This is a genomic window from Dietzia sp. DQ11-71, assembly GCF_014144995.1.
Taxonomy (GTDB): Bacteria; Actinomycetota; Actinomycetes; order Mycobacteriales; family Mycobacteriaceae; genus Dietzia; species Dietzia kunjamensis.
This window is the reverse complement of record NZ_JAALDT010000411.1, coordinates 1-2,418: the sequence shown is the minus strand read 5'-3', so window position 1 is coordinate 2,418 and position 2,418 is coordinate 1. Positions and strand designations below refer to the sequence as shown.

The window sequence follows — 2,418 nt, the reverse complement described above, 5'->3', positions numbered from 1 at the left end:
GGGCGCGGCCCGGGCGGGCCCGGCTCGGGCGGATCCGGCGCTGACGGCGGGAGCCGGCGGGGACGCGGACCACTCATCGCGCTCATCGCGGCGCTTCTCGCCGTCGGTCTCGTCGCGGCCTTGGTCGGTCTCGAGTTCGGCATGCGCAACGCCATCAAGAACCGCATGAGTGACGAGGTGACCGCCAGCCTGGGGTCGCCCGCCCAGGTCGAACTCGGCGCGCGCCCGGTGATCCTGTCCTACATCGACGGCAACCTCGGCTCCGTGCGCATCACCACCGACGGCTCGGCCGCCGACGGCGCGACCGGACCGGCACCGCAGATCGACATCCGGGCCGACGGCGTGCGCACCGAAGGCGACCTGACCTACGTGGACTCGCTGACCGGGACCGCGTTCGTCTCCGAGCAGACCATGTCCGCCGCCGCCCAGTCCGAGGGCGCGGCCGGCGACACCCTGCTCGGCGGGCTGATCCAGGTCCAGGAGATCATCGCCGACCCCGCCGCCGGCACCCTGCGGGTCTCGATCAGCGGCCTGGCCGAGGCGGTCGTGACGCCGAGGCTCATCGGTGGCGACCTCGAGATGCAGCCGGAGCAGGCGTCGATCCTCGGCTTCCCGCTGCCCTCCGAGTTCCTCGGCGGGACCGTCTCGATGATGGACTCGGCGCTGGCCGAACTGCCCGAGGGGGTCCAGTTGACCGGCGTCCGGGTGGTGCCGGGCGGCATGACCGTCGACATCGCCGGTCAGGATGTCGTGCTCGAGGCGACCGAGTGACCCCTGCGCCTCATGCGGACGGCAGGGTCTTGGGCGGCAGGGTCTCAGGCGGCAGGGTCACGGGCGGCAGGGGCACCGGCACCCGCCTGCTGCTCATCGCCGACACCCACGTCCCCACGCGGGCCCGCGACCTGCCCGAGCGGGTGTGGGACGAGGTCGACGCCGCGGACATCGTGATCCACGCGGGCGACTGGATGGACGTGGGGCTTCTCGACTCGTTGGAGGAACGCTCGGCTCGACTCATCGCCTGCTGGGGCAACAACGACGGCCCGGACCTGCGCGAGCGCCTGCCCGAGGTGGCACGCGAGACGATCGACGGCGTGCGTCTGGTGGTGACGCACGAGGCCGGCGCGTCCGCGGGCCGCGACACACGCATGGCCAAGGCCTACCCGGACACCGACGTCCTGGTGTTCGGGCACTCGCACATCCCGTGGGACACCACCGCGCCGAGGGCGTCCGGCCAGGGCGGCCTGCGACTGCTCAACCCGGGCTCCCCGACCGACCGGCGTCGCCAACCGCACTGCACCTACATGACCGCGACCATCGACGGCGGCGCGCTGGGTGACGTCGAGCTGCACCGGCTCTGACGTCGCCCCGCCGCTTTGCGCCCGACCGGCGACCGCGGAATCTGCCTACCCTGGGTCCATGAGCAATGACACCACCATGCGCGCCGTGCACCAGGACACCCTCGGGGAGCCGGACGTCCTCGCCGTCGTCGACCTCCCCCGCCCCACCCCGCGCACCAACGAGGTCCTCGTCCGCGTCGAGGCCGCCAGCGTCAACCCCACCGACTGGAAGCACCGTGAGAACGGCGGCTTCCTCGGCAAGCCCCCCTTCGTGCTCGGCTGGGACCTGTCCGGTGTGGTCGAGGAGGTGGGCATCGGCGTCGCCCGCTTCTCCCCCGGCGACGAGGTGTTCGGGATGCTCTCGTACCCGTTCGGGCACGGAGCCCACGCCGAGTACGTCGCCGCCCCCGCGGCCTGGTTCGCCCCCAAGCCCGCCTCCCTCGACCACGTGCAGGCCGCCGCCCTGCCGCTCGTGTCGCTGACCGCATGGCAGGCGCTCGTCGAGTACGCCGACATCCAGCCGGGTCAGCGGGTGCTCATCCACGCCGCCGCCGGCGGGGTCGGGCACGTGGCCGTCCAGATCGCCAAGGCCCGCGGCGCATACGTGATCGGCACCGCCAGCGCCGGCAAGCACGACTTCCTGCGCGAGCTCGGCGTCGACGAGGCAATCGACTACCACGACGTCGACATCGCCGAGGCGGTCAGCGACGTGGACGCCGTGCTCGACACGATCGGCGGTCAGACGTCCCTCGACTCCCTGCGGACGCTGCGCCCCGGCGGGATCGTGGTGTCGATCCTGCCCGTGGGGTCCGGCGACTTCTTCCGGGAGGCCGAGGAGCTGGGGGTGCGTGCGGTCCGGATGCTCGTGGATTCCTCGCGCCACGACCTGGTCTCGATCACCGAGCTCGTCGAACAGGGTGCGCTCCGGGCGACGATCGCCGAGGTCTTCCCGTTGGAGCAGGCCGCCGAGGCGCATCGTCGCGGCCAGACCGGTCGGACCGCCGGCAAGATGGTGCTGACCACGGGCTGATCCCGGGCGGTCGGCAGTCGGGCGGTCGGCAGTCGGACGGTCGGCAGTCGG

The 2,418-nt window shown here is 72.7% G+C and carries 3 protein-coding genes; all 3 read left to right on the top strand.

Features of this window, described 5'->3' with window-relative positions:
* Positions 1 to 771, top strand: a 771-nt coding sequence (locus G6023_RS13505) for an LmeA family phospholipid-binding protein (RefSeq protein ID WP_182636000.1), incomplete at its 5' end; no start/stop codon positions are given.
* 29 nt (positions 772 to 800) lie between these two features.
* The gene (locus G6023_RS13500; RefSeq protein WP_119192670.1) at positions 801 to 1,358 is read left to right on the top strand and encodes a metallophosphoesterase family protein; all 558 of its coding nucleotides are present in this window, start codon (positions 801 to 803) and stop codon (positions 1,356 to 1,358) included.
* A gap of 58 nt (positions 1,359 to 1,416) precedes the next feature.
* Complete coding sequence (locus tag G6023_RS13495; RefSeq protein WP_096906776.1) at positions 1,417 to 2,367, top strand: NADP-dependent oxidoreductase; 951 nt, start codon at positions 1,417 to 1,419, stop codon at positions 2,365 to 2,367.
* Positions 2,368 to 2,418 lie beyond the last annotated feature (51 nt).

What these genes read in the sequence shown, in the direction of transcription:
- G6023_RS13495 (WP_096906776.1), top strand. Translation starts at nt 1,417, where the DNA reads ATGAGCAATGACACCACCATGCGCGCCGTGCACCAGGACACCCTCGGG.